20 protein-coding genes are annotated in these 25,545 nt (G+C 69.1%); 5 read left to right on the top strand and 15 right to left on the bottom strand.

Annotated elements, in window-relative coordinates; genetic code table 11:
- Genes OG555_RS20675 through OG555_RS20665 form a run of 3 tightly spaced genes read right to left on the bottom strand, consistent with a single transcriptional unit; the run spans position 1 to position 2,539 of the window.
- Positions 1-594: a hypothetical protein gene (locus tag OG555_RS20675; protein WP_329484557.1), complete on the bottom strand. Its 594-nt coding sequence runs from the start codon at positions 592-594 to the stop codon at positions 1-3.
- The gene (locus tag OG555_RS20670; RefSeq protein WP_329484556.1) at positions 591-1,310 is read right to left on the bottom strand and encodes a DUF4129 domain-containing protein; all 720 of its coding nucleotides are present in this window, start codon (positions 1,308-1,310) and stop codon (positions 591-593) included. Before OG555_RS20670 ends, OG555_RS20675 begins: the two co-directional genes overlap by 4 nt.
- A 17-nt stretch (positions 1,311-1,327) precedes the next feature.
- Positions 1,328-2,539, bottom strand: coding sequence for a GNAT family N-acetyltransferase (locus OG555_RS20665; RefSeq protein WP_329484555.1), 1,212 nt, complete (start codon positions 2,537-2,539; stop codon positions 1,328-1,330).
- 346 nt (positions 2,540-2,885) lie between these two features.
- Here OG555_RS20665 and OG555_RS20660 point away from each other — a divergent pair, with 346 nt between their 5' ends.
- Positions 2,886-3,101 (top strand): hypothetical protein, encoded by a 216-nt coding sequence (locus OG555_RS20660; RefSeq protein WP_329484554.1) that lies wholly within the window; start codon positions 2,886-2,888, stop codon positions 3,099-3,101.
- On the opposite strand, the gene OG555_RS20655 is transcribed toward OG555_RS20660, so the two are convergent.
- The 4 genes from OG555_RS20655 to OG555_RS20640 all read right to left on the bottom strand — a co-directional run bounded on the left by OG555_RS20655 (position 3,084) and on the right by OG555_RS20640 (position 7,533).
- Positions 3,084-3,791, bottom strand: coding sequence for a maleylpyruvate isomerase N-terminal domain-containing protein (locus OG555_RS20655; RefSeq protein WP_329484553.1), 708 nt, complete (start codon positions 3,789-3,791; stop codon positions 3,084-3,086). The genes OG555_RS20660 and OG555_RS20655 overlap by 18 nt on opposite strands.
- A gap of 58 nt (positions 3,792-3,849) precedes the next feature.
- On the bottom strand, positions 3,850-4,626 hold the full coding sequence (locus tag OG555_RS20650; RefSeq protein WP_329484552.1) for an HpcH/HpaI aldolase family protein: 777 nt from the start codon (positions 4,624-4,626) through the stop codon (positions 3,850-3,852).
- A gap of 147 nt (positions 4,627-4,773) precedes the next feature.
- Positions 4,774-6,300 carry an acyl-CoA carboxylase subunit beta gene (locus tag OG555_RS20645; protein ID WP_329484551.1) on the bottom strand — a complete coding sequence of 509 codons (1,527 nt, stop codon included), beginning with the start codon at positions 6,298-6,300 and terminating at the stop codon, positions 4,774-4,776.
- Positions 6,301-6,369: 69 nt separating this feature from the next.
- Positions 6,370-7,533: an acyl-CoA dehydrogenase family protein gene (locus tag OG555_RS20640; RefSeq protein WP_329484550.1), complete on the bottom strand. Its 1,164-nt coding sequence runs from the start codon at positions 7,531-7,533 to the stop codon at positions 6,370-6,372.
- Between the two features lie 67 nt (positions 7,534-7,600).
- Between OG555_RS20640 and OG555_RS20635 the strand changes: the two genes are divergently transcribed.
- Positions 7,601-8,032 carry a MerR family transcriptional regulator gene (locus OG555_RS20635; RefSeq protein WP_329484549.1) on the top strand — a complete coding sequence of 144 codons (432 nt, stop codon included), beginning with the start codon at positions 7,601-7,603 and terminating at the stop codon, positions 8,030-8,032.
- Positions 8,033-8,118: 86 nt separating this feature from the next.
- On the opposite strand, the gene OG555_RS20630 is transcribed toward OG555_RS20635, so the two are convergent.
- Positions 8,119-8,553, bottom strand: coding sequence for an SRPBCC family protein (locus OG555_RS20630; protein WP_329484548.1), 435 nt, complete (start codon positions 8,551-8,553; stop codon positions 8,119-8,121).
- A gap of 337 nt (positions 8,554-8,890) precedes the next feature.
- Here OG555_RS20630 and OG555_RS20625 point away from each other — a divergent pair, with 337 nt between their 5' ends.
- A complete protein-coding gene (locus OG555_RS20625) occupies positions 8,891-9,460 on the top strand; it encodes a dihydrofolate reductase family protein (protein WP_329484547.1) in 570 nt (189 codons plus the stop codon).
- Between the two features lie 21 nt (positions 9,461-9,481).
- On the opposite strand, the gene OG555_RS20620 is transcribed toward OG555_RS20625, so the two are convergent.
- The 6 genes from OG555_RS20620 to OG555_RS20595 form a co-directional block, all read right to left on the bottom strand.
- Entirely contained in the window at positions 9,482-10,270 is a 789-nt protein-coding gene (locus OG555_RS20620; protein WP_329484546.1) for a sirohydrochlorin chelatase, read from the bottom strand.
- Positions 10,267-11,391 carry a uroporphyrinogen-III synthase gene (locus OG555_RS20615; protein WP_329484545.1) on the bottom strand — a complete coding sequence of 375 codons (1,125 nt, stop codon included), beginning with the start codon at positions 11,389-11,391 and terminating at the stop codon, positions 10,267-10,269. Before OG555_RS20615 ends, OG555_RS20620 begins: the two co-directional genes overlap by 4 nt.
- Entirely contained in the window at positions 11,384-11,713 is a 330-nt protein-coding gene (gene nirD / locus OG555_RS20610) for a nitrite reductase small subunit NirD (protein WP_329484544.1), read from the bottom strand. Before nirD ends, OG555_RS20615 begins: the two co-directional genes overlap by 8 nt.
- Positions 11,714-11,804: 91 nt before the next feature.
- Complete coding sequence (nirB, locus tag OG555_RS20605; protein ID WP_329484542.1) at positions 11,805-15,743, bottom strand: nitrite reductase large subunit NirB; 3,939 nt, start codon at positions 15,741-15,743, stop codon at positions 11,805-11,807.
- Positions 15,740-17,950: a molybdopterin oxidoreductase family protein gene (locus tag OG555_RS20600; protein ID WP_329484541.1), complete on the bottom strand. Its 2,211-nt coding sequence runs from the start codon at positions 17,948-17,950 to the stop codon at positions 15,740-15,742. The genes nirB and OG555_RS20600 overlap by 4 nt, the downstream gene beginning before the upstream one ends.
- Positions 17,947-19,314, bottom strand: a complete 1,368-nt coding sequence (locus OG555_RS20595) for an MFS transporter (protein WP_329484540.1) — start codon at positions 19,312-19,314, stop codon at positions 17,947-17,949. Before OG555_RS20595 ends, OG555_RS20600 begins: the two co-directional genes overlap by 4 nt.
- 180 nt (positions 19,315-19,494) lie before the next feature.
- On the opposite strand from OG555_RS20595, the gene OG555_RS20590 reads away from it, so the two are divergent.
- Entirely contained in the window at positions 19,495-21,642 is a 2,148-nt protein-coding gene (locus OG555_RS20590; RefSeq protein WP_329484539.1) for an MMPL family transporter, read from the top strand.
- A 327-nt stretch (positions 21,643-21,969) separates the two neighbouring features.
- Entirely contained in the window at positions 21,970-22,410 is a 441-nt protein-coding gene (locus OG555_RS20585) for a YdeI/OmpD-associated family protein (protein ID WP_329484538.1), read from the top strand.
- Between the two features lie 2 nt (positions 22,411-22,412).
- Here the strand turns inward: OG555_RS20585 and OG555_RS20580 are convergent, their stop codons facing one another.
- Complete coding sequence (locus OG555_RS20580; RefSeq protein WP_329484537.1) at positions 22,413-25,469, bottom strand: helix-turn-helix transcriptional regulator; 3,057 nt, start codon at positions 25,467-25,469, stop codon at positions 22,413-22,415.
- Between the last annotated feature and the right edge of the window lie 76 nt (positions 25,470-25,545).

The following is a 25,545-nucleotide window of genomic DNA, read 5'->3' as shown; positions in this document are numbered from 1 at the left end:
TCACAGGTTCTCGATGGTATGGATCGCGTACTCGATCTCGTCGAGGGACGCGGTACGTTTCTCGTCGCCGGTGATCAGGCCCCAGAGCCGGTCGCCGGTGATCGCGCGGGCGCGGTCCGGCTCGAACGTGGGATCGACGCCGTGGCGGTGGACCAGGCGATCGGTGGTGAGCTCGAGCAGCAGCGGACGGACCCGGCGGGCGAACGTCTGCGAACCCTCGCCGGCCCGGCGCTCGCGGCTGGACTCCTGCAGCCAGGTGGCGATGAACTGGGTCCGGTTGTCGTTGCTCCGGGCCCGCATCGCCGCCAGCTGCTCGTCGTGGCGGGTCGGCCAGCTGGTCTCGAGTACCTCCGGGGCGATCAGCCGGATCGCCAGCGACCCGAACCCGATCGCCAGGGCGGCGGCCACGAACCACAACGGCCGCGGCGCCATCCCCGCTGCCCCGAACACGCCGACCAGCAGCAGGCTCGCCAGCACGGTGATCCCGACATGCTGGACAAGCACCTTGTTCAGCCGCATCGACCGGCCCCGGCGCTTCCCGGGCTCCGGCGGCGGACCCTTCTCCTCCAACGGCGACCATCGGTACGACGTCATGACGTCACTTCCACGGTGTGTGCGACAGCCAACTCGTCCCGCAGCCGCAGAAGGGCAGCCCGGGCCTCGGTGCGGGCCGGTTCGGACGAACCGTGCGTGGAGTAACGAGCCTCGCGGTACAACTCACCGAGGCGGTTCAGCTGCGGCTCGGAGATCCCCCCGACACCCAGGACCCGGACGGTGAACTCGGCCGGGGTCTCCGACGGATCGCGGGCCACCCCCGCGGACGCGGCCGCCTCCTCCAGCGCGACCCAGCAAGCGATCACCGCATCGGTCGCCGTCCCGGAGTCGATCCGGGACAACCCCGTGTCGACCGCCTCGGCAAGCCGCTCGGCCTTCACCCGCTCCCACTCGGCGTCGGCCACCTCGGCCTGCGGCAACTCGACCTTGCGGATGACGCGGTAGATCCACCGGCCCAGGAACAGCGCGATCGCGGCGATCACCAGGTAGACCAGCGCCTGCCACAAGGCCTTCAGCCACTCCGGCATCGGCCGTGGCTTCACCTGACGCTGCCGCGGCGGCCCGATCGGTGTCGGCGCCGACACGGACTGGGTCGGCGTGAAGGTCGGCAGTGGACGCGGGCTCGAGCGCAGCGTGCTCTCGCTCAGCGGCCGGACCGGACCGCCCGCCGACGCAAGCACCACGAAACCGGCCGCAGCGACCCCGACGAGCAGGACTGCGGCCAGCGCGAGCGCGCCTCGACGCTGCGTCTGCATCTGGGAAGGCTAACCGATCAGAAGCCCGTGTCGAGGAACGGTAGGCGAGATGTGGAAAACGCTTCCGAGGTCGCGGCCAGTGCTCCGGCCGTGTGCTCCTCGACCAGTCCGGCCCGGCCGAGCCGCGCCAGCGATGGCCGGCCGAGGTAGACGGCCCCGAGCTCGCGGACATCGACGGTCAGATCGGCCGCGCGCGTGCTCGGCTCGCACGTGGCACCGTCCGGCCCTCCGGACAGCTGCCACTTGCCCACGTTCCACGGCAGGAAGCCGTCGGTGACGTCGAGAACGACGTCGATGTCCCGCGCGTACGTCCGCGCCGCGAGCGCACGGCCGACGTCGACCGTCCGCACCCACAGGCCGTCCCCGGTGCGCGGCGACGGTGCGCGAGGATCGAGCAGAAGATCGAGCAGCGGGTCGTCCGACGCGACCATCGCGCAGCGGGTCTCACTCAGCAGGTCGGGCTCGAGCAGGTAGCGCCAGAGCGCGGCATGCGACGCGAGGTCCACGGCATGCACGCGGTCGACCTGCACGTACCCCTTCTCGGCGCGCTTCGTCCGGTAGTGCGCGAACCCGGTCACCTCGCCGTCGCGCTCGGCCAGCACACACCGGCGCTTCGACCCGTTCGCCGGATCAATCATCACGTTCTCACTGATGACGTATTCGTTCCACCGATCGTCGTGCTGGAACATCCCCGGCCGCTCTTCCGCGAGCCGATTGCGCAACGCCGCGCAGGTGGCCAGCGTCTCGCGCACGTCGACGTACCTGATCCGTACGTCGTCGATTCCGGCCACCGGCCGCAGTTCGCGCGACACCTTCGGTACGACGATCTCCTGGTGATCGGCCGCCAGTCCGTAGCCGAAGCGGCCGTAGATGACCGCCTCGCTCGCGGTCAGCGCGGCCAGCGGCTCGGTCCCGGCCTCGTGGATCTCGGTCAGTTGCGCGCGCATCAGGTCGCGCAGGATGCCGCGCCGCCGATGCGTCGGCCGGACCCCGACCAGGGTCACCCCGCCCACCGGCACCTGCGCGCCCGGCACCGTCATCCGGAACGAGAACGCCCCGGTGTGACCGACCAGTTGGCCGTCGTCGGTCGCGGCTGTGCTCCGGTCGGCCTCCCAGACGCGCCGCTCCGCCTCTAATTGCGTCTCGGTCCAAGGCGCCGCGAACGCCAAGTCGAGGAGCTCCACGAGCTCGTCCCACCCACCCTTGAACCGCCCGATCTCGATCGCCATAACCCCTTGCCTACCAGACCGCAGATCCCCCGCCCACCGAATTCGCGGCCTGACGACAGGAGGTAGTGCCCCTCCGCCGCCCGTGGACCGGCCCGCTCAGGCTCACGATCCACCGGTCCGCCCGACTACCTCCTGTCGTTGAGGACCACTCAAGTGCGTTGTGTGCCGGCACCGGAAAATTCCTGTGGTGGTGGGAAAGTCGCGGCCGCCGGGCTCTGGACTGATGAAAATCGTTTTCATATACTCGGGGAATGACCGCCGCCCAAGGGAAGACTCCGTTGTCCCTGCTCGCCGGGCTCTCCACGACGCTCCGCGAGCCGGTGCTCGACGCCATGACGGAAGCACAGTGACCGTGGTCGTGCAGCAGGACGAGCTGCCTCGGCGAGGTGTGCTGATGCCGGATCGGCGCAACGTCGCGGAGCTGACCGCACGACAGATCGAGTACGCCGACGTGTGCGTACTCGCGAACGCTCATCGCGGCGCGGCACCCGAGCGACTGCACAACCTGCTGGCAGGACCTCGACGACCCGTTCGCCGGACTGCTCTAGCCCAGCAGAGGTAGACGGTCCGCGTGCGGGCCGAGCATGTCCACGTCGTCCTCGTCGAGCGGCAGCCGGCCGGTTGCCTTCAGGACGTACGTCGTGGTGTCCCAGCCGATCACGTCCCACGCGGCCGAGCCGAACAGGCCGTCCAGCGTCCGGGCCGTCACCTGCAGCGCCTCCGGATCCGGTTCGGGCGCGTCCGGCAGGCCGACGATCAGGTCGAGATGGTGAACCGTCGACTCGAGCACCAAAGTCGCGACGAAGTCCTTCGCGTTCAGCACATGGCCCTGCGTCTCGACCCGATGACCCTTCACGGCCAGTCCGACCGCCGCGGCCCGCACCGCCGCCTCGGACACCTCACGCCAGTGCTGGACCAGCAGGCCAGGCTTTCGGTACGCCGCCGCGACGCCACGGACGAACTTCGTATCCGGCTCCGCATCGCTCTCGGACCGGGGTGGGAAGTCCTGCCAGTACGTGACGAAATCCCGATCCGGGTCAGCGGTGGCCGGGCTGGCGAATGCGATCAGTGCCCGCTGAGCGTCGTACAGGAGATGGACCAGCAGTGGACCGACCGGCATACCGGCGCATCTGGTCTCCCGCTCGAAGTCCGCGTCGGCCAAACCCTGCACGGTCTCGGTCAGCCGCCCATAGGTCCGCCCCAGCGTCGCCGCCAGCCCCAACGGCAGTGCCCCTCGCTCGGGTGCCTTCATCCAGGCCCTCCTCGGTCTGTCCTCTCCGAACCTAACCCGAGGAGGCGCCTGCGTGTTCCTATGAACGAGCCGTGTCCAGGTGGGCAGCAGCGATGCCCTCGAGGTGGTTGAGGTCGGAGGAGACGGTGGCGAAGGAGTAGCCCTGGGCCAGCCGGCGCTTCGCGGAGTCGCCGTCGAAGGTGTGGATGCCGGCCGCGATCCCGGCCGCGGCGGCGGTCCGGGCGATCAGCTCGACCGCCTCCTCGAACGGACCGTCGATCTCCGGGTCACCCGGGAAGCGGGCACCCAGCGCGAGTCCGAGGTCCGACGGCCCGACGTACACGCCGTCCAGGCCGGGCGTCGCGCAGATCTCCGCCACGTTCTTCAGGCCGAGCGGCGTCTCGATCATCGCGAGTACGACGGTCGCCGCGTTGGAGTCGGCCGGGACCGGGCCGATGCGCAGGGACGCCCGCGTCGGGCCGAACGAGCGCCCGCCGACCGGCGGATACTTCGCCGCCTGGACTGCCCGAGCCACGTCGTCCGAGGTGTCGATCAGCGGCACGATCACGCCGGCCGCACCAGCGTCCAGTGCACGCCCGATCGGAGTCGGGTCGTTCGCCTCGACGCGCACCAGCCCGACGGTCTCGCCCGAGCCGATCGCCGCACCGGCGTCGATCGCGAGCAACCCGGTCAGCAGACCTTGGTACCCGATCAGGCCGTGCTGCCCGTCGAGCACGACATAGTCGTACCCCAGCCGCGCGATCCGCTCGGTCGCCGGCGGCGCATCCAGCGTCACCCAGTAACCAACCAGCTTCTCCCGGCCCCGGATCTTCCTCGCGAAATCGTTTGCAGTCACACACTTCACCCTAGCGGGCCACCGCCGGCAAAACCGCTCGCGTGACCGATCGGTGGACGAATGGATGAGCGCATGCCGACCACCGAGCACTTGGCGCAATGGTCTGGTCGCCTATCTCGCGGGCATCGGCCAACGGCTGAAGGATTTCTAGACCGGCGGGACGCCGTGGCGGCGGTGGGAGAATGTCCGGTCTTTGGACTGGGCGGCGGCGAGGCGGGCGATCAGCTCGTCACGGAGGTTCTCCGGCTCGACGATGGCGTCGATGACGAGGTCGGCGGCGAGGCGGAGGATGTCGATGTCGGTCTCGTACTCCTCACGCAGCCGGGACACGTACTCGACCCGTTCGCCCTCGTCCGCGATCTCCTGGATCTTGTTGTAGTACACGGCGTTGATCGCCGCCTCCGGACCCATCACGGCGATCTTCGCGGTCGGCAGTGCGATACACGCGTCCGGCGAGAAGCCGGGTCCACACATCGCGTAGAGCCCCGCGCCGTACGCCTTCCGCACGATCACGGACACCGTCGGCACGGTCGCCTCCGACACCGCGGTGATCATCTTCGCGCCGTGCCGGATGATGCCGGCCCGCTCGACCTCGCTGCCGATCATGAAGCCCGGTACGTCGCACAGGTACACCAGCGGCACGTTGAACGCGTCGCACAGCCAGATGAACCGGGCCGCCTTATCCGCCGAGTCGACGAACAGCACGCCGCCCTTGACGGCCGGCTGGTTCGCCACGATCCCGACCACCTGACCGGCCAGCAGGCCGAACCCGGTGACGAGCTCCGGCGCGTACGCCGGTTTGACCTCGAAGAACGTGTCCGCGTCGAGGAGCGCGTCGATCACGTCGTGGATGTCGAACCCGACGCTCTCCTCGGCCGGCACCAGATCCCGGGTGAAGTCGCGCGCCGGCGGCGACGCGTCGTACGACGGAGGCCGCGACTGCCACGAACCGGGCAGGTAGGAGAAGAACTGCTTGGCGAGGTCGATCGCCTCGGTGTCGTCGGTGGCGAGCAGGTCACCGCAGCCGGACACACTGGTGTGCATCCGCGCGCCGCCCATCTCCTCCAGCGTCACCTTCTCGCCGACCACCATCTCGGCCATCCGGGGCGAGCCCAGGTACATCGAGGCGTTGCCGTCGACCATGATCACGATGTCGCAGAACGCCGGGATGTACGCGCCACCCGCGGCCGATGGGCCGAACAGGCAGCAGATCTGTGGGACCTTGCCGGACAGCGCGACCTGGTTGTGGAAGATCCGGCCGGCGCCGCGACGGCCGGGGAACAGGTCGACCTGGTCGGTGATCCGCGCGCCGGCCGAGTCGATCAGCCAGAAGATCGGCAGCTCGTCGCGGAGCGCGACCTCGGTGATGCGAACGATCTTCTCCACCGTCCGGGCACCCCACGAGCCGGCCTTGACGGTCGGGTCGTTCGCGACCAGCAGCGCCGGGCGGCCGTCGACCAGCGCGCGGCCGGTCACCACGCCGTCGGCCGGCAGGCCGGGGTTCAGCGCGTTCGCGAGCTGGGCGTCCTCAACGAAGCTGCCCTCGTCGACGAGCAGTGCGATCCGGTCCCGGACGTACAGCTTGTTCTGACTCGCGAGCTTCGCCGCCGCCTTCTCCGGCGGCGCCAGCGTCGCCTCGCGCGCTGCCTTCACCTCGGTCCAGTGGTCCCTCATATCTGCCTTTCTACCTGTTACGTCCGAAGAAGCGAGGGTTATAGGCCACAGTTCTTCGGACGCAAGGGATCATTCGACCGGGAGGCCGAGGCTGCGGGCGATCAGCATCCGCTGGACTTCCGACGTACCCTCGCCGATCTCGAGGATCTTGGCGTCGCGGTAGAACCGGGTGACCGGGTACTCCTCCATGAAGCCGTAGCCGCCGAAGACCTGGGTGGCGATCCGCGTCGCCGTCACCGCGGACTCGGTCGCGTAGAGCTTGGCCACCGACGCGGCCTGCTTGAAGTCGGCCATCGAGGCGCCGGCGTCCTTCAGTGCGGCGGCCCGGTAGACGAGCAGCTCGGCCGCGTCGGCCATCACCTTCAGGTCCGCGATCTGGAAGGCGACGCCCTGCTTGCGCCCGATCGGACCACCGAACGTCTGCCGCTCACCGGCGTACTGGACCGACATCTCCAAGCACGCCCGGATGCACCCGAGCGCGACCGCCGCGATCGCGACCCGCCCGTCGTCCAGCGTCGCGAGGAACTGCGCGAACCCCTTGCCGCGCTGGCCGAGCAGGTTCCCCTCGGGCACCCGGCAGCCGACGAGGGAGAGCGGATGTGTGTCCGAAGCGTGCCAGCCGAGCTTGTCGTACGCCGCCTCGGCGACGAAGCCCGGCGTACCACTCGGGACGATGATCGTGGAGATCTCCGCCTTGCCGTCCGCCTTCTCGCCGGTCCGCGCGGTCACGGTCACGCAGGAGGTGATGCTGGAACCGGAGTTGGTGATGAACTGCTTCGAGCCGTCGATCACCCACTCGCCGCCGTCGAGGACCGCGCGCGTCTTGGTCGCGCCCGCGTCCGACCCGGATTCGGGCTCGGTCAGCCCGAACCCGGCCAGCTTCTGGCCCGCGACCAGGTCGGGCAACCAGGTGGCCTTCTGCTCCTCGGTGCCGAAGGTGAGGATCGGGTTGATCCCCAGCCCCACCGCCGCCTCGAGCGTGATGCCCATCGACTGGTCCACCCGGGAGATCTCCTCGATCGCCACGCACAGACTCGTGAAGTCGCCGCCCGCACCGCCGTACTCCTCCGGGGCGGTCAGGCCGAACAGGCCGAGCTTCCCCATCTTCTGCACGACCTCCACCGGGAAGTAGTGCTTGCGGTCCCACTCGGCGGCGTGCGGCGCGATCTCCGCCTCGGCGAAGTCGCGGACGCTGTGGCGGAACTCGCGATGTTCCTCGGACAGCTCGAACATGAGGCACTCCTTGTGCTTGACGCTTACGTAAACGTAAAGCAACCTGGGGTGTGTGCACAATATCCGGGTGCCCGCTGAGACCTGGTCGATCGCCGAACTGGCCGCCGAGTACGACGTCACGCTGCGGACGATCCGGTTCTACGAGGACCGCGGCCTGCTCACGCCCGAGCGCCGCGGCACCCTGCGTGTCTACCACCCCCGCGACAAGGTCCGCCTCGGCCTGATCCTGCGCGGCAAACGCCTCGGCTTCTCCCTCGACGAGATCGCCACCATCGTCGACATGTACGACGCCGAACCCGGCGAGGAGGGCCAGCTCGAGTACCTCCTCACCCAGATCACCCACCGCCGAGCCGACCTCGAACAACGCCGCCACGACATCGACGAAACCCTCCGCGAACTCGCCGAAGTAGAAGCCCGCTGCCACGCGGACCTGGACTCCCTCCGGTCGGCCGCCGGAGCAGGGGCAGCCCGGCCGGACGGCGTACCGACCAACGGGTAGTACCCCCGCATCGACCGAACACCGAGCGGCGTGGCAGACGGGTGGCAGGGGAAATAAGGCACCACTACCCGTTCGTCGGTACAGGCTCACGCCTGGTTTTCCAGGATCTCTTTCGCGCGGTCGAGGGCGGCGACCTCGGAGTTCATCGACTGCTGGACCGGCTTGGTCATCAGGAGTTTCTTCAGGCCGGACAGGCCGGCGGACAGTTTGAGGGTGACCTCGGTCCCGTCGTCCACCGCCTCGAACCGGTAGTCGCCAACCGGGCGCACCGGCCCGGCGGTGACCTCGAACGCCAGATGACTGTCCGGCTCGTACGCCGTCACCCGGAAGTCCGACGGAATCGGCCGGCCACCCGGCCCGGCGACCCGCTGCCGGTACGTCATCCCCGGACCGATCGGACCGTTCCGGGCGATCTCCTTGACCGCGGGACGCCACTGCGGGTCGTTCTCGCTGTCCGCGAAGTACGCGAACACGGCTGCCGGCGGCCGCTGGATCCGGACCGTGTGCTCAGCCTCAGGCATGACGCCTCCGAAACTAGGTGATCTTCCGCCGCCCGAACTCCAAACAGGCAAGTGGTGCACCCACACCTCCACGATGCTCCCCCTGCACCCGGCACGCAACCAGCCTCCTCACCGTCCGTGACCGGCTTAGGGCGACCTCAAAACTCTTCACGCCTGTTGACGACTTCGGTCGACTCAACGAGCGCGACTGGTGCAGGTTCGACAGGAGGTGTCTGCTCTTCACGGCACGACACGCCGGGACTGAGTGCTCGCCCGGGCTGAATTGACCGACATCTCCTGTCGATCTGCACACCCTTGGTTCGTGTAGAGGGCGAGAACACGGACCAAGGAGGCAGTTATGGGTGAGATCACGGTGGTTTGCAGTTTGACGTTGGATGGCGTGATGCAGGGGCCGGGGCGGGTGGATGAGGATGTGCGTGGGGGCTTCCAGTACGGCGGGTGGGGGACGCCGTACAGCGAGGACTCGATGGGGCGTGTGCTGCAGCGGCGGGCTGGGGTCCAGGGTGGGATGCTGCTCGGGCGGCGGACGTACGAGGACTTCGCGGGCTTCTGGCCGAAGCAGGAGGACAACCCCTACACGGACGCGCTGAACAAGCAGCAGAAGTACGTCGTCTCGTCGACGCTGACGGACCCCGATTGGGTCAACACCCACGTGATCGGTCTGGACGGCGTCGCGAAGCTGAAGAGCGAGCAGAACCTCATCGTCCTCGGCAGCGGCGAACTGGTCCGATCCATCCCGGAGCTGATCGACGTCTACATCCTGCTGATCCACCCGCTCGTGCTCGGCACCGGCCGCCACCTCTTCGGCAACCTGCACCAGCCCCTCACCCTCACCCACTCCGAAACCACCACCACTGGAGTGGTTATCGCCGAATACAAGCCCGGCACCGTACCGAGCAACGGGTAGTAGTCAGTGGTCAGCGCACCATCACGCCGTGGCCACGCATCCGGCCAGGCCGAATCGCCCACCACTACCCGTTCCTCGGTACCCAACGGCCTCGTAGCGGCGGAGGGCCAAGTCGGCCAGGCGGGGATCGGCACCTAGCGGCGGGGTCACCGGACGTCCGGCGGCCAGCCGGCGGACGCGGTCGGCGAAGAAGCCGGGCGCCAGCAGGTACGTCGCGACCGCCACCTCCCCCGGGGTCCGCGACAGGACCGAGGCGAGGCGTTCACCCGCACCGGAGACGTAGCCGACGGAGACCGGGCGGTCGACGCGAGCGGAGAGCAGATCCGCTGTCTCGGAGCAGTCGGCGAGGGCGCGGGGGTCCGAGGAGCCGGCCGCAGCGAGGACCACGTGGTCGACGCAACCGAGGTTGCCGAGGCGATCGGCGAGGATCTCCGCCAGGACAGGCGATGGTCCGAGGGCCGGCGCCGTGCGGACCCGGCCGGGATACCGATCCGCCTCGGCAGCTACGTCGACGTAGACGTGGTAGCCGCCGGACAGCAACAGTGGCACCACCACGGCTTGGTTGCTATCAGCAACAACACGGGCGACCAGCCCCGGCAGCGCGGGTACGTCGACGTCGACGAAGCCGAGCGAGACCGGTACGTCGGGACGCCGCCGGGCCATCATCCGGATGAGTTCGCGGACCTCGCGTATGCCCCGAGGGTCCGCCGTCCCGTGAGCCGCGGCGATCAGGTCCACGCCAGCCGCCCGCCCGGTCGGGCCGGCGACCAGGTCGACGCCAGCCGTCCGCTGGGTCGGGCCGGTGATCATGTCGGTACCCCGGCAGGTTCCACGGCGAGCCGGTAGCCGCGCCGCACCACGGTCCGCACCAGCTCGGGCCGGCCGACCGCCGTGCGCAAACGGTTAACCGTCACCTCAACCGCGTGGACGTCCTCGGCACCAGGGAGCACCGCCAGCAACGCGGGCCGCGACACCACATCGCCGCCTGCTGCGACGAGCGCGGCCAGTACGGCGCGTGGACCCGGACCGAGCGGCAACACCACACCGTCGAGCACCGCCGCTCCGCCGCGGATCACCAACTGCCCGAACTCCGTCTCGATCGACCGGGCGTTGTCATCGGTGAGCCGGTCGGTCACGATCCGGATCAGCGCACCCAGTCGGTAGCGGTCCGGCACCAGAGGCTCCAAACCCAACGCCACAAAGGGTCCAGCGGTCACCGGTCCGACGCAGGCGTTCAGCACCCGACCTGCCCGCAGCGACGAAATCAGAGCGTCGTACTGCCCAGTCAGGGCTGCAGCGTCCAGCATGGCCTGGGCACCCGGCGCAGATGTGTGCACCACCGCGTCCACGATCCCTGTGCAGACCTGACCGATCATCCGCTCGACAACGGCCGGGTCAGGCGCCGGACCCCAGCGGTACACCTCCAGCCCGCGGACCGACGCCCCGGCCGACCGCAGTGCGTCCTGCAGCGACGGGTCCGACAACCCATGCAGTTGTACGACGATCTTCCGGCCGTTGACCCCTTGGTCACGAAGCCACTGCACCACCTCGGCGGTGGTCTCCGACCGAGCGGACCAGTGCTCGACCAGTCCGGCGGCCCGGATCGCACCCCGGGCCTTCGGACCACGGGCGAGGAGGCGCGACTGCTCCAGGGTGCCGAGCAGATCCGCGGCCAGCCCGGCGGTGTCCGCGGCCTCGATCCAGCCGCGGAAGCCGACCGCGGTGGTGACGACGACGTCGTCCGGCGGGTTCGCGATCACCCGCCGGGACGCCTCGATCAGCGCGTGGTCGTCGGCGACCGGCACGATCTGCAGCGTCGGTGCGTGCAGCACCTTCGCGCCCCGCCGCTCGAACGAGGCGACCAGGTCCTCCGCCCGCCGATGGGCGGTGATCGCGATCGTGCAGCCACTGAGTGGCCCGGGCCTAGTCATCACCGAGATTCACCGTGACCTGTCCGTCGACCACGTCGACCTGGTACACCGGAAGAGACACCGACGGATCGTCGAGGCACGAGCCGGTGCGCAGATCGAAGACCTGCTTGAACATCGGCGACGCGACCGTCGGCACGTCACCGCGGCTGCCGACGATACCCCGCGACATCACGTTCGCCCCACTGAACGGGTCCTGGTTGCCGATGGCAAACACTTCACCGTCGTGCGTCCGGAACAACGCGATCTGCAGGTCCCCGATCAGGGCCGCGACACCGCGCTCCGGCAGCAGGACGTCGTACCGGCAGACGACCGTATGACTCATCGCAGTGACGCTCATCGGTGTCCTCGCTTCGCTCCGGGCGCCGATGAGGCACGGAGCGCGCTGTGCTTGATTGTGAACTCGCTTCGCTCCTTCACTGGCGTACCTCCAATCGGGGGCCGGCCAGCAGGACCGGCTCCAGCTGTCCGCGTTCGGCCGGGGTGGCGGGCCGCGGCTGGTTGCGCTCGACCACGTACCGCAGGTCGGCGTCGGGCTGGTCCGGCGCGTTCACGAACGAGACGAACCGGGCCAGCTTGTCGGGGTCGTTCAGGGTCGCCTGCCATTCGTCGACATACGAGTCGACGTGCCTGGCCATCGCGGCGTCCAGGTCCGCGGCGATGCCCAGGCTGTCGTTCAGTACGACGTCCCGCACGTGATCCAGGCCGCCTTCGAGCTCACGCATCCACACCGCGGTCCGCTGCAGCCGGTCGCCGGTGCGGATGTAGTACATGAGGAAGCGATCGATCGCCTGGAACAGCTCCGCGTCGGTCAGGTCGGACGCGAGCAGCTCCGCGTGCCGGGGTGTCATCCCGCCGTTCCCACCGACGTACAGGTTCCAGCCCTTCTCGGTCGCGATCACGCCGACGTCCTTGCCGCGCGCCTCGGCGCACTCGCGAGCACAACCGGAGACACCGAGCTTGAGCTTGTGCGGCGACCGCAGACCGCGGTAGCGAAGCTCCAGCGCGATCGCCATCCCCACCGAGTCCTGTACGCCGTACCGGCACCAGGTGGACCCGACACACGACTTCACGGTCCGCAGCGCCTTGCCGTAGGCGTGACCGGATTCGAAGCCGGCGTCGACCAGCCGCTTCCAGATCGCCGGCAGCTGTTCGATCCGGGCACCGAACAGGTCGACCCGCTGACCACCGGTGATCTTCGTGTAGAGGCCGAAGTCGCGGGCGACCTCGCCGATCGTGATCAGGCCCGCCGGGGTGATCTCGCCGCCGGGGATCCGCGGGACGACGGAGTACGTGCCGTCCTTCTGCATGTTGGCCATCACGTGGTCGTTGGTGTCCTGCAGCGTCGCCCGCTCGCCGTCGAGGACGTGACCGGCCGGGTCCAGGCTGGCCAGGATCGACGCGACCACCGGCTTGCAGATGTCGCACCCCCGGCCGGTCCCATGCCGCTCGACGATCTCGCTGAACGTGCGCAGTTCCGTCACCCGGACCACGTCGAACAACTCGGCCCGCGACAGTGCGAAGTGCTCGCACAACGCCTTGCTGACCTCGACACCGGCCTTGGTGAGCTCGGTGTTGAGCAGGTTCTTCACGATCGGCAGGCAGGAACCGCAGCTGGTCCCGGCGCGCGTCATGCCACACACCGATTTGATGTCGCTGCAGCCCTCGTCACGTACGGCGCAACGGATCGTGCCCGCGGACACGTTGTTGCACGAACACACCGGCGCGTCGTCCGGCAGCTCGAGCTGGACCGGGCCGGCACCTTCCGGCAAGAGGAACGCGGCCGGATCCGCGCCGAGCTCCCGGCCCACCATCGGGCGAAGTCCGGAGTACGCCGACGCGTCGCCGACCAGGATCCCGCCGAGCAGAGTGCGCGCGTCGTCGGACAGCACGAGCTTCTTGTAGACGCCGGCCACCGGGTCGGCGTACACGATGTCCAACGCGCCTTCGGTCGCGCCGAACGCGTCACCGAAGCTCGCCACGTCGACACCAAGGAGCTTCAGCTTGGTCGAGGTGTCCGCACCCGGGAAGGTCGCCTGGCCGCCGAGAAGCCGGTCGGTGACGATCTCGGCCATCGTGTAGCCGGGGGCAACCAATCCCCAGACGCGGCCTTCGATACAAGCGACTTCGCCGATCGCCCAGACCCCGGGGACCGACGTCCGGCAGGCCTCGTCGACCACGACGCCGCCGCGCTCGCCAATCTGCAGACCGGCCGCGCGGCCGAGTTCGTCGCGCGGGCGGACGCCGGTCGCGAAGACGACCACGTCGGCCGGGAGATCGGGGCCTTCGGCAACGGCCATCGCGCGGGCCGCACCTTGCGAGGTGAGCTTGACCCGGGTCGTCTGCGTCGAGGTCATCACGTCGACGTCCAGGCCGCGAATCAGCCGGGCAAGTGCGCTGCCGCCTCCCTCGTCGACCTGCAACGGCATCAGGCGGGGCGCGAACTCGACCACTTTGGTCGCGGCGCCGAGGGCCCGGAGCGCGCCGGCCGCTTCCAGGCCGAGCAGACCGCCACCGACGACCACACCATGGACGTCCTTGCCTTCGTCCTTGAGTCGCTCGACGTACACGCGCAGTGCGGCGACGTCGTCGACAGTGCGGTAGACGAAGCAACCCTGGGCATCACTGTTCTTCACCGGCGGCACGAAGGCCGACGAACCCGTCGCCAGGACCAGTTCGTCGTACCCGAGCTGCTCGCCCCGCGCGGTCGTCACGGTCTTGGCCACGCTGTCGAACGCGGCGACCTCCACTCCCTTGCGCAAGGTCACGGCCGGGTCGTCCCACAGTTCCGGGTCGCCGAGGGAGAGGTCGTGCGGGTCGCGGCCGGAGAAGTAGCTGGTCAGCGCCACCCGGTCGTACGGGAGCCGCGGCTCCTCGGCCAGCACGGTGATGCGGTACGTGATCTCGCTGTCGCGGGAACGCAGGGCCTCCACGAGCCGGTGCGCGACCATGCCACCGCCTACCACCACAACGTGCCGGGCCTTGTTCAGCTCTGCCATCGTCGCCCTCCTGCTCGGGACTGGTTCGGTCTCGCCGCGACGGAAGCGGTCGAGCAGATCGCCGACGGCGCCGGTGCAACTGCCGCACCCGGTCGTCGCCCGCGTCGTGGCGGCGATGCCGGCGACACTGTCGGCACCCCCACGCCAGGCCGCCTCGATCGCGGCCCGGGTGACGCCGTTGCACCTGCACACGGTCGCCACCTTCTTCTTCGGTACGACGGGTTCGGCCAGCAACCCGTCCGCCACCACCGGCGTCCCCCGATCCGCCAGCAACACCAGCTCCGCGGCCACCTCCGGCGCACCCACCGCCACGGCCGACCGGACGATCCCGTCTCGCAGGACGGCCCGCACATATCGCGTGCCGTCCTCCAGTCGCACCACCTCGCCGTCCTCGTCCTTGTTGCCGAGGACAAGCACGTCGAGTCCACCCGCAGTGAGCCGGACGACATCGAAGGCCGGCAGGCTCGGACCGGTGTCGCCGGAGAACCCCGGCGCGTCGCCGTCCCGCTCGCCGCTCAGCCGCGTCGCGAGCACCTCCGCGTGCGACCACGCCGACACGACGGTCCCGCTCAGTCGCCCGTCGACCTCGGCACAGTCCCCGATCGCGTGCACCCGTGGGTCGTCGGGGCTGGTCAGAGTCCGGTCGACCACGATCCCGGTCCGCACGGTCAGCCCGGTCGCCAGCTCGGTCCGCGGCTTCACCCCGCACGCGACCACCAGCAACTCGCCGAACACCTGCCGTCCGCTCCGCAGGTTGAGCGCCCGGAACCGCCCGTCGCGAACATCTGTCCCGGCGAGGCTCGTGTTGAGCAGCACCTCGACGCCCAACTCCCGCACCGCCCGCGTCAGCAGGCGACCGGCCGAAAGCCGAATGCTCTTGTCCAGCAGGGCTTCGCCGTCATGCACCAACGTGACCGCGACACCCCGCTCCCGCAGCGCACAAGCAGTCTCGATGCCCAGCACACCCCCGCCAAGCACCACCGCCCGCCGCGCCCGGCCGGCTGACTCGACCACCGCACGCGCATCTCCCACCGACCGCAACGTGAAGATGCCGGCCGCCTCGACCAGCTCGGGTGGCACCAACGGCGCCGCACCCGTCGCGAAGACCAACCGGTCGTACTCCCACTCGCGACCACCGGAATCCACCACCACCCGCCGGCCTCGATCCACGGCGACCGCAGCCACCGGCACCTCGTCCCCGACCACGGGTTCCGCGCGGCCGGCGACGTACTCGGTCAACCGGGTCCGGTTGTACGACGGTTCATCGCCCAGGACGGTCACGTCGTACGTCGGCAGCAGCTCGGCCAGTCGGCGACCCGACATCCCGCCGCCGATGATCACGACCCTTTCGGTCATGGGGCCTCCCGGCCTGGACTGAGGAGCGCAGGGAGCGAAGCGACTGGAGCGACGAGGGAAGGCCGGGAGCCAAGGCCCCATGACACTGCCGGCGCCGAAGGCCCGGCCAAAAGCACAGCGGTGACTTCTACGGCACACGCTTTGAATTCGGGCATCCGGGAGACTGGGTCGAGCGCATCGTTGGTGAGCTCGTTGACCGCGCCGGCACCACCGAAGTGGAAAGGCACGAAGACTGTGTCCGGCCGGACGTCGGCCGTCACCCGCGCCGGGAGCACCATTGACCCGCGATCCGTCCGCAACCGGACCGGAAGCCCGTCCGCGATCCCCAGCTGTGCGGCCACGCGCGGATGGATCTCCGCGAACACCTCCGGCTCCGCCTCGGCCAACTCCGGCACCCGGCGCGTCTGCGCCCCACTCTGGTAGTGCTGCAACAACCGCCCGGTCACCAGGTACATCGGCGCGGTCGCGTTCAGGTCGTCGGCAACCGGCCGGTGATCCACCGGTACGACGTGCGCACGGCCATCCGGTGTGGCGAAGCCGTCCGCGAACAACCGCGGCGTCCCTGGGTGCCCCTCGAACGGGACCGGCCAGAACAACGCCTCCCCCGCGTCGATCCGCTCCCACGTGATCCCCGAGTAGTCCGCCTTCCCACCCTGGCTGGCCAGGCGCAGCTCGTCGAACACCTCACCCGGATCGGTCGAGAACGCCGCACTACAACCAAGCCGCGAGGCCAAGCCGGCAAACACAGCTAGGTCGCTCCGCACCTCACCAGGCGGTGCGATAGCAGCCCGCCGCCGCAGCACCCGCCCTTCGAGGGACGTCATCGTCCCCTCTTCCTCAGCCCACTGCGTGACCGGAAAGACGACATCCGCCAACAGAGCGGTCTCAGACGGTACGACGTCCGCCACCACCAGCAGGTCGAGAGCTGAGAGCCGCTCACGCACGGAGGCCAACCGTGGCGCCGACACCAGCAGGTTGCTCCCGTGGACGAGCAGTGCCTTCGGGCCGCCCGTCGTACCAAGAGCATTGATGAGTTCGACCGCGCTCTTTCCGGGCCCGGGGAGTTCGGAAGGATCCACACCCCACACGCCGGCCACGTGCGCACGAGCCGCCGGATGGGCGATGCTGCGGTAACCGGGAAGTTGATCCGCCTTCTGCCCGTGCTCCCGGCCGCCCTGACCGTTCCCCTGACCAGTGATGCAGCCGTAGCCACTGCCCAGCCGTCCGGGCAACCCGAGAGCCAGTGCGAGGTTGATGCAGGCCGTCACGGTGTCGGTGCCCTTGCTGTGCTGCTCAGCACCACGACCGGTCAGGATGAACGCCCCAGCACCACCGTGCACCGGTGCGGCCGCCGCAAGCACCCGAGCAGCCCGGCGAATGGTTGCCGCCGGCACGCCAGTCACCCGCTCCGCCCGCTCGGGCCACCAGGACGCGGTCGAGCGGAACAACACCTCCGCGTCGTCGACCCGCTCGTTCAGGTACGCCGTGTCCGCCAGACCCTCCTGCAGTACGACGTGAGTCAGCGCGAGCATGAGCGCCAGATCCGACCCCGGAGTCGCCTGCAGGTGGATCCCGGCACCGTCCTCGGTCAGGCCGGCCGTCGCCGAGCGACGCGGGTCGACGACCAGAAGCCCACCCGCGTCCCTGGCGCCCCGCAGATGCGCGACCGCCGGCGGCATCGTCTCGGCGATGTTGCTGCCGACCAGCAGGACGGCACCAGCACCGCCCAGATCGGCCAGCGGGAACGGCAGCCCACGGTCGATGCCGAAGGCCCGGTTGGTCGCAGCCGCGGCGGACGACATGCAGAACCGGCCGTTGTAGTCCACGTTCGCGGTCTTCAGCGCAACCCGGGCGAACTTGCCCAGCGCGTAGGCCTTCTCGTTGGTGAGACCGCCACCACCGAACACAGCGACCGAGTCATGGCCATGGTCGCGCTGCAGCGATCGGATGCGATCGGCAACGAAGTCCAGCGCCGCGTCCCAGCTCGTCTCCACCAAGTTGCCCGCCGCGTCGCGCACCAGTGGCATGGTGAGCCGGTCCGGCACCGTGAGTACGTCGGAAGCCGTCCACCCCTTGCGGCACAACCCACCCCGGTTGGTCGGGAAGTCGCGTGGCCGTACCTCCACTGCACCTGGCCGGTCGACCGGGTGCAGGGTGGTCGCGCACTGCAGAGCGCAGTACGGGCAATGAGTGGGGACACCCTTCACACGCGCTCCCGGCTGAGCGGGCCACCCTTGCGCAGGTAGCAGAAGTACGTGACGGCCACGCAGAGGACGTAGAAGCCGCAGAAGACGTACAGCGCCGGGACCAGGGAGCCGAAGTGACTCGTCGACATCGCGAACCCACGCGGGACCAGGAAGCCGCCGTACGCGCCGACCGCGGAGGCAATCCCGATGCAGGCCGCCGCCTCCCGCCGGGCCCGGCCCGGATCGCCCGGCGTGGTCAGCCGGAACACCGCGGGGATCATCCGGTACGTCGATCCGTTCCCAGCGCCGCTCGCCACGAACAGGACCAGGAAGCTGATCAGGAACGCGGTGAAGCTGCCCGAGTTCAGCGACACGATCGCGGCCAGGATGCCGAGGCCCATCACCACGAACGCGCACACCGTCACCCGGGCGCCGCCGACCCGGTCCGACAGCTTGCCGCCGAACGGCCGTGCGACCGAGCCGACCAGCGCGCCGAGGAACGCGATGTGCGCCACCGTGATCTCGGGGAACGTGGTCTTGATCAGCAGCGGGAACGCCGCCCCGAACCCGATGAACGAGCCGAACGTGCCGATGTAGAGGAACGAGATGATCCAGGTGTGCGGCCGCTTCGCCGCCGCGATCGAGGCGCGGAACGACGAGGTCGCGGCAGACAGGTTGGACATCAGCTTCCAGGCCAGGAACGCCGCCAACAGGATCAGCGGGATCCACATCAGGCCGGCCCGGTTCAGCGACAGCCCGGCGCCGGCGACGATCACGATCGGCACCAGCAACTGGACCACGGCGACGCCGAGGTTGCCGCCGGCCGCGTTGATGCCGAGCGCGAAGCCCTTCTCCTTCTCCGGGTAGAAGAACGAGATGTTCGTCATGCTGCTGGCGAAGTTGCCGCCGCCGACACCGGCGGTGGCCGCGACCAGCGCCATCACCCAGAACGGCGTGTCCGGCCTGGTCATGAAGTAGGCCAGCCCGCTGGTCGGGATCAGCAGCAACAGCGCGGAGACGACGGTCCAGTTCCGCCCACCGAACCTCGGTACGGCGAACGTGTAGGGCAGTCGCAGCGTCGCGCCGACCAGACTGGGTAGCGCGACCAGCCAGAAGAGCTGGTTCGTGTCATAGCCGAAGCCGGCCTTGGGCATCGAGACCACGACGATGCTCCACAGCTGCCAGACCGAGAAGCCGAGGAACTCGGCGAAGATGGACGGCCACAGGTTGCGCCGCGCCACCGCGCGGCCCTTCGCGGCCCAGAATCCGGCGTCCTCCGGGTCCCAGACATCGATCCAGCGCCCGCGCCGCGGCACCTCGACGGTGCCCACCGCACCGGTCCGGTCGCGGGGAGTGACGACCTCCGGCCGTGTCTCGAGCGTCATCGTGCGTCTCCGATCATCCGACCTGTTCGATTAGGCCAGGACGCTATGACCGGGGTGTTTCCACGTAGTCATCTTGTTGTTACGCCGCCGAAACGGCTCCCGCACACCCGGCGCCGGGTGGTGAGAGAAGAAGGAACCGGCCTGGGTACTGTGCCGGTACCGACAGGCGGAGGGGACAGCATGAAAGAGGAGAAGAGCCGGGCCGGCGGTCGCTGGAAGTGGCGGGCGGCGATCGCGGCGGTGCTGATCGGCTGGCTGGTGCTGGGCGCGCTGGGCGGCCCGACGGTGGGCAAGCTCAGTGAGGTCCAGGAGAACGACAACGCCAACTTCCTTCCGAAACAGGCCGAGTCGACGTTGGTCGCCAACGAGTCAGCCAAGTTCGTCGACTCCAAGGCCCTGCCGTACTTCGTCCTGATCGTGCGCGACTCCGGAATCACCCCGCAGGACGTGGCCAACGCCAACGCGTTCCTCGCCAAGGTCCCGACGATGGAGCTCGGCGGCGGAAAGACCATCGGCGACTACCTCGCCGCGCCCGCCAAGACGGTGATCCCGTCGGAGGACAAGAAGGCGCTGCTGCTCACCGTCGAGATCGACGGTGAGCGCGCCGACGAGGTGGTCAAGTCGGGCGAGACCGTGCTGTTCGCGGTCGCCGACACGATGCGCACCAACATCAAACAAGACCTCACACCCACTGGTCTGACGGTCTACGTCACCGGCCCGGGCGGTGTCTTCGCGGACTTCGTCGTGGCGTTCAGCGGGATCGACGGGATCCTGCTCGGGGTCGCGCTCGCGGTCGTGTTCATCATCCTGCTGATCGTCTATCGCAGCCCGATCCTGCCCATCGCGGTCCTGCTGACCGCCGTCTTCGGTCTCGCTCTGGCCGCGCTCGTCGTCTATCCATTGGCCAAGCACGGCGTACTGGAACTGAACGGGCAGAGTCAGGGCATCCTGTTCATCCTCGTCGTCGGCGCCGCGACCGACTACTCGCTGCTGCTGGTCTCGCGCTACAAGGAAGAGCTGCACGACTACGAGAGCAAGTACCAGGCGATGCTGGTCGCCTGGCGCGCGGCGATCGAGCCGATCGCGGCCAGCGCGGCGACGGTCATCCTCGGGCTGCTCTGCCTGCTGCTGTCGCAACTCGGCAGCACCAAGGGCCTCGGCCCGGTCGGCGCGATCGGCATCGCCGGAGCGCTGATCGCGGCGATGACCTTCCTGCCCGCGATCCTGCTCGCGTTCGGCCGGCGGATCTTCTGGCCGTCCATCCCGCGTCTCGACCACGTGCACGCCAGCGACCAGGTCGGCGGCCGCAAGCTGTGGGGTCGCGTCTCCGGGCTGGTCGGCCGGCGCCCCCGCCGGGTCTGGGTGGTCAGCATGCTGGCGCTGCTCGCCTGCGCGGCGTTCCTGCCGACATTCAAGGCGAGCGGCATCTCCCAGGAGGACCTGTTCCTCGACGAGGTCGAGTCCGTCACCGGCCAGCAGGAGCTCGCCAAGCACTTCGACGCCGGCGCCGGTACGCCGGTCCAGATCCTGACCCCGGCCGCCCAGGCGGACCAGGTGGTGCAGACCGCGTCGAAGGTCGACGGCGTCGGTACGGCGTCCGCGTCGCCGGCCCCCGGCGTACCGCCGAAGGTTGTCGACGGCAAGGTCCTGGTCCAGGCGACGCTGACGGTGCCGGCCGACTCACCCGAGGCGACCAAGGTGGTCCAGCATCTGCGCACCGAACTGGACCATGTCAGCCCCGACATCCTGGTGGGCGGCAACACCGCGATCAACCTCGACGTCCTCGACGCGAGCAAGCGGGACCTGCGGGTGATCATCCCGGCCATCCTCGCGCTGATCTTCGTCGTACTGACGCTGTTGCTGCGCTCGCTCGTCGCCGCCGTCCTGCTGGTGGTCGCGAACGTGCTGTCCTTCGGCGCGACCGTCGGGGTGAGCGCGCTGGTGTTCAACCACGTCTTCAAGTTCCCGGGCGCGGATCCGAACATCCCGCTGTACGCGTTCGTCTTCCTGGTGGCCCTGGGCATCGACTACTCGATCTTCCTGATGACCAGGGTGCGGGAGGAATCCAAGGAACAGGGCACCAGACCCGGCATCCTGGTCGGCCTCGCGGTCACCGGCGGCGTGATCACCTCAGCCGGCGTCGTCCTCGCGGCCACCTTCTCCGCCCTCGCGGTGCTCCCCATCCTCTTCCTCGTCCAGATCGCCTTCATGGTCGCCTTCGGCGTCCTCCTGGACACCACCATCGTCCGCTCCCTCCTCGTCCCGTCCCTCGCCTACGACGTCGGCCCACGCGTCTGGTGGCCAAGCACCTTGAAAAACCAAGACTGACCCGCGCTTCGCCAGGGACCGTGGGACGGGCCGGGTGGGGTCTGTCGCACTGGTGCGAGGAGGGTTTTACCCCGGTTCGGGAGGAAAACCCTCCCCAAACCGGCAGAAAACCCTCCACCCGAACAGAACGGAGCGCGTCGGCAGTCCACCCCGTCCCACAGCGGGTGAGGCTGGGACCGACCAGGAGCACCACCCAACGCGCTCCGAAACGACCCACATCCGGCAGAAGAGCCGGAATAGCTTGTGTCAACCTGCCCCAGACCTCTACGTGGGTGACCTCTCCTCGTGATGCTCGCCTTCTCTCGTTCGCTTTGTAGCCTTTGGTTCATGGAGACGTTCGAGGGGACGATTGTGGTGAATGACGGGGGTGGGGCGTGGGTGGGGGTGCCTGGGGAGGTCGTTGCCGCGCTCGGAGGTGGTGGGCGGATTCCGGTGCAGGCGACGTTCGACGGGATCGCGTATCGGGGGTCGATCGCGTCGATGGGTGGGTGTATGGCGCTGGGGATCCTGAAGAGTATTCGGGGTGAGTTGGGGAAGGGGGCTGGTGATCCGGTGACCGTGACGCTGGTGCGAGACGCGGCCGAGCGGACGGTGGAGGTGCCGGCGGATCTCGCCGCGGCGCTGCAGGAGGCCGGGTTGCGGAAGGCATTCGATGCGCTCAGCTACAGCCATCGGCGGGAGCATGTGAACGCGATCAACGACGCCAAGAAGCCGGAGACGCGGGTACGGCGGATCAGCAAGGCACTCGAGATGCTCGAGTCTTCTTGAGCTCAGGTCTTCTTGAGTGATGCGAGTTCGGTGCGGTTGGCGACGCCGAGTTTCGCGTACACGTGTGCCAGGTGCGTCTTCACCGTGCCCCGGCTGATGAACAGCCGCTCGCCGATCTCCGGGTTGCTCAGCCCTTCCACCGCGAGCGCGACGACCTGCTCCTCGGTCGGCGTCAGACTCGCCCACCCACTCGACGGACGGCCCCTCGCTCCCCTGGTACGACGCGCATACGCAACAGCCTCGTCCAGCGACAACGGCGCTTCGTCGACCCCCATTGGCTCCGGTCCATCGGCCGGCGCAGGCAAACCGGCCGGGGCGGGTCGACCGGCCGGGGCTGTGTAGCCGAGGGCAGTGCGTGCGGCGGCGGCCGCGGCCGTCAGCCGGGTTGCGTCGGCGGGGCGGTTGGTGTGGTTTGCCAGCAGGGCGAGGGATTCGAGGCTGTCGACCAGTTGTGTGCGCAGGCCATGGTCGAGTCTTGTGGTCAGCGACTCGTGCAGGAGGTCGGCGGCCTTCTCGGGTTGTTCGGTGATCAGGCATCGCCCCAGTTGGTCGAGCGCTTCGGCGAGGATCTTCGGCAGGCCGTACTCCCGGGAAAGACTCACCCCACGGTCGGCGGTCTCGATCGCCTCCGCCGTGTGTCCACCCGCCTGCAGCGCGGCGGCGTACGTCGGGAGGAGCATCGCCGGCACATATGTCTGCGCCATCGGGCTGTCCGGATCCACAATGGGCCGCATCCACTCGACAGCGGTCTTGTGGTCGCCTTTCCACAGTGACAGCACGCCCATCACCTGACCGAGGTTCGGGACCACCGCCGCGTCGACCAGATCGAGGAGCGGCTGCATCAACGCGTACGCCTCGTCAAGCCGCCCCGACCGAGCCAGCAACGTCGCCAACTGACCGCGGGCCGTCCCGACACGATGGAAGTCGGCCAGCGGCTCGGCCGTTGCGAGGGCCTGTCCGGCCACCTCGATCGCCTGTCGCAGCTCGCCGGTCGACGCAAGGCTCTCGGACCGCACCAACAGCAACGTGGTTGCGATACCGCGCTCCCCGCGGGCGAGCAGGCCCGGCGTGACGATCTCGAGCATCGCACGCAGCTCGTCGTGCCGGTCCCACAGCGCCAGCAACACGCACTGGAGCGCGAGGTTGGCGTCGCGAGCGGCGTCGTCGCCGATCCCCTCGGCCAGGAGACGTCCTTCCTCGGTCAGGTCCCACGCGTCCTGGAATCCGGTGAAGAACTTGCCGACCGCAACCAAAGCGAGCAGCAACGACCGCAGCCGATCGGCACCGAGCTCGGTCGCCAACCCGAGACCCCGGCCGGCCGCGTCGTACCCGAACGGGTCGACGGTGTCGGCGACGGACGCGTATCCGTACAGCAAACGGGCCTGCAGCAACGACCTCTCGTCCGGCGCGGAGTCGATCGCGCACCGGAGAATCCCGATACCCTCGGAGCCCGTCGCCTGCAGGTTCCACATCCAGGGCAACGCGGCGGCCAGCCGGCGGCCGCGTTCGGTGTCGCTGCGGGACAGTCCGTGGTCCAGTGCCGCGCGGTAGTTCTCTCGATCGGGCTCGATCAGCGCTCGCCACTTGTCCCGATCGCTGTCCAGCAACGGCTCTGCCGCCTCGGCCACGGCGAGGTAATGATCGAGCTGCAGATCACGGACGGCGTCCTCCTCATTCGCGTCCCGCAGCCGCGCACCGGCGTACTCGCGGATGGTCTCGAGCAGCCGGTACCGTCCGGCCTCGGCGACAACAAGCGATTTGTCGACAAGCCGCCCGAAGATCTCCAGTACGCCGTCCCGTCCGCACACGGCCCGCGCTGCGTCCAAGGTGAACCCGCCGGCGAACACGGCCAGCCGGCGGAACACGTGCCGCTCGTCCGCATCGAGCAGCTCATGACTCCAGTCGATCGACGCGGCCAGCGTCTGCTGCCGGGCCGCGACACCACGGACGTTCTTCGTCAGCAGGCCGAACCGGTCGTCCAGGCCGGACTCGATCTGCTCCGGCGTCAGCGTGCGTACCCAGGCCGCGGCCAGCTCCAACGCCAACGGCATCCCGTCCAGGCGGACGCAGATCGATCGGATCGCCTGCTCCGACTCGGGAAACTCGGCTCCGGCTCGTTCCACGAAGAGTGTCCGCGCCTCGTCCGGCGCGAGGGCGGGCACGCGCCAGATCGCCTCGCCTGGGATGTCCAGCGGTTCGCGGCTCGTCGCGAGTACGGAGATCTCGGGACACGCGGTCTGCAGCGCGACCACGAACTCCGCGACGGCGTCGATGATCTGCTCGCAGTTGTCCAGGCAGATCAGGGCTTGCTTGATCCGCAACTGACCGATCAGCAGGCGGGTGCGATCGCCGGCCTCGACCAGCACGCCGACCGCGGTCGCGACCACCTCCGTGATCTGCTTGCCCTCGGTGACCGCGGCGAGGTCGACCCACCAGACGCCGTCCGGCCAGCGTTCTGCCAACTGCGCCGCGGACTGAGCGGCCAGCCGGGTCTTGCCGCTGCCGCCTGGGCCGGTCAGCGTCACGAGGCGGTTCCCGGACAGCTGCGTCCGCAGAGCGGCCAGTTGGGTCTGCCGGCCGACGAAGCTGGTGAACATCACCGGCAGGTTGTTCGGCACCCGATCCAGCGAGCGCAGCGGCCCGGTCGTCTCCGTGAGCTCGAAGATCCGCTCCGGCGACCCGAGATCCTTCAGTCGGTGAAGGCCGAGATCGGTGACGTCGGGCAGGCCGGCCGCGGCGGTTGCGGTCAGCAACGTCTGCCCGGGATTCGCGATCTCCAGCAGTTGCTCGGCATGCCTGACCGCCGCACCGGTCGCCGAGCCTGTGTGTACGGCGATCCGCAGCAACTCGGCCGCCGGCGCGCCGGATGCGGCCGCGCGCAACGTCCGCGCTGCGGAGACCGCGGTCGCCGGGTCATCGAAGACCACGATCGGCCCGGCGGCGTCACGCCGTACCAGCTTCTCGCCGTGCAGTTCGTCGACCAGCCCGGCCAGCCGGACGTAAGCAGGCGCACTCGCGGCACCGGCGTACGATGCGAGTACCACCGTCACCCCACTCATGTCCGGCAGTCTGCCATCCACCTGTGTCGGGTCGCCTGTGTCGGCAGTCTTCGTTAACCTCCGCAGAAAGGGGGCC

Origin of the sequence: Kribbella sp. NBC_01484 (assembly GCF_036227145.1) — a bacterium.
In the GTDB taxonomy this organism is placed as follows: Bacteria; Actinomycetota; Actinomycetes; order Propionibacteriales; family Kribbellaceae; genus Kribbella.
The sequence above is the reverse complement of the archived record's forward strand: the minus strand, read 5'-3'. Positions and strand labels throughout refer to the sequence as shown.